Here is a 2,212-nt window from a genome sequence, read left to right on the forward strand (position 1 = left end):
TAGTATTCGCCGCTAGTTGGGGTGTCCAGCATTCCGATGGTATTCATCAGAGTAGATTTACCCGAGCCAGATGGTCCCATAATGGCAACAAATTCCCCTTCGCCAATCTCCAAGTTAATATTTTTCAAGACCTGCAGTTCCTGTTCACCATTTCGATAGCTCCGGCAGATGTTTTTTAGACTAATTAGTTGTTTCATCAGCCTTCACCTCTTTTCCTTCTTCCAAGGAAGTCGTTGGATTACTGATGACTTTGGTTCCGTCTGTCAAACCAGACGTGATTTCTTGGTTTTCTGCGTCAGCATTTCCTAGGCTAACTTCAACCTTCTTAGCCTTATTCTCTTCGTCAACAACCCAAACATAGTTTTTCCCGTCTTCGGTAATGACACTGGTTAAGGGTACGAGGATTGATTTCTTGTCACTTTTAACCTCAACACTAACGGTGAAACCTGGTCTTAAATCACCAATCTCACTCGTTACTTCAATCGTATAAGGATATTTAGAACCATTATCCCCCCCAGTTATAGCATTCGTTCCTTCTCCACTATTTTTAGGGTAAGCTGAAATATAGCTAATCTTCCCTGTCCAAGTTTTATCTTGGTAAACTTTAGAAGAGAAGGTCACTTCTTGGTCAACAGAAAGATTGGCAAGATTGTACTCAGAAAGTTCTCCCTTGACTTGAAGATTGTCGTTACTTACTACATGAACCATCACTTGATTTGTAGCAGCTGTGGATTTAGATACATTGTGATTAACCTCTACAACTGTACCTTCTAGCGTACTTAGAACCTTTGTTGCGTCTAATTGAGCCTGCGCCTTTTTGAGTTGTGCCTCTGCATCAGCACGACTATCACGAGCATCACTAATCTGAGAATCAATAGAAGAGATGGAAGTTCCCTGTGCTCCATCATCGTATTCTTCCGAATCGGCTAGAGTGTTATTTCGCGATTCCTTTAAGTCATTGATACGACGATCAGCCTTGGCTATGGCTCGGTTAGCCGCATCATAAGCAGATTGCGCTTCTGTGCTGTTGTATTTTACGAGCGCTTGTCCTTTGTCAACCTTGTCTCCGACAGAAACCAAGATTTCATCCACCTCACCCTTACTTGCATCCAAATAAACATATTGTTCATTTTTTGCGGTGACAGTACCAGATAAAAGCACTGAGGAGGCAACCGTTCCTTCCTTTGCTGCTACGAGATGCGAAATGTCATCCTTACCGGTAGCCTGAGAGGGCTGTCGAAATAGCAAGATACCTGTCGCACCGATTATAATAACACTTGCAGCCCCAATAGCTGTGTATAGTTGCCATTTTTTAGTTTTCTTATTCCCCTTCATCATAAAACTCCTATTTTATTTTCCATATAAAGACCATTATAGCAAATTTACCTACTCTAAACAATGACTGTTCAGAGAGAAAAAAGAACAGTTCAGGAAACATACCTTGTTACTAGTACAATCTGCATCATGCAGAATTGTACTAGTAACATCATACACTTTATTTCTATATTTAGCAAGAAATTTCTGTTATTTCTTTGGAGCGTAGCAGATTTTTGCATTCAAAAAGCAAAAACGATAAAATATGACTATCAAAACAGGAGGAGTTTTCCATGAGAGAATATGATATCATCGCCATCGGTGGGGGAAGCGGCGGCATTGCCACTATGAACCGCGCTGGCGAACACGGTGCTAAAGCAGCTGTTATAGAAGAGAAAAAATTAGGCGGAACTTGTGTCAACATCGGTTGTGTCCCTAAAAAAATCATGTGGTATGGAGCGCAAATCGCTGAAAGCTTCCACCACTACGGCCCTGACTATGGTTTTACAAGTTCAGATGTTCAATTTGATTTCGCAAAACTTCGTCAAAATCGTGAAGCCTACATCGATCGTGCCCGCTCGTCTTATGATGGAAGTTTCAAGCGCAACGGTGTTGATTTGATTGAAGGTCGTGCTCATTTCGTTGATTCCCACACAGTCAGCGTTAATGGTGAATTGATTCGTGCCAAGCATATCGTGATTGCGACTGGCGCTCGTCCAAGCATCCCGACTATTCCTGGAGCTGAACTTGGTGGTAGCTCAGACGATGTCTTTGCTTGGGAGAAACTTCCTGAATCCGTTGCGATTCTTGGGGCTGGCTATATCGCCGTTGAATTAGCAGGTGTTCTCCATGCACTGGGAGTAAAAACTGATTTGTTTGTCCGTCGCGATCGTCCCTT

General features: G+C 42.5%; 3 protein-coding genes. 1 reads left to right on the plus strand and 2 read right to left on the minus strand.

All coding sequences use genetic code 11. From position 1 onward, the window contains the following. Both SORDD16_RS05020 and SORDD16_RS05025 read right to left on the minus strand, forming a co-directional pair. On the minus strand, positions 1–197 hold a 197-nt coding region (locus SORDD16_RS05020; RefSeq protein ID WP_128973475.1), incomplete at its 3' end, for an ATP-binding cassette domain-containing protein. Continuing rightward, positions 181–1,335, minus strand: coding sequence for an efflux RND transporter periplasmic adaptor subunit (locus SORDD16_RS05025; protein WP_081215143.1), 1,155 nt, complete (start codon positions 1,333–1,335; stop codon positions 181–183). The genes SORDD16_RS05020 and SORDD16_RS05025, both read right to left, overlap by 17 nt. 272 nt (positions 1,336–1,607) lie before the next feature. Here SORDD16_RS05025 and SORDD16_RS05030 point away from each other — a divergent pair. Then, positions 1,608–2,212 (plus strand): FAD-dependent oxidoreductase (locus SORDD16_RS05030; protein ID WP_164966488.1); only part of this gene is annotated, 605 nt, incomplete at its 3' end.

It is taken from the genome of Streptococcus oralis (assembly GCF_001578945.1).
In the GTDB taxonomy this organism is placed as follows: domain Bacteria; phylum Bacillota; class Bacilli; order Lactobacillales; family Streptococcaceae; genus Streptococcus; species Streptococcus oralis_Q.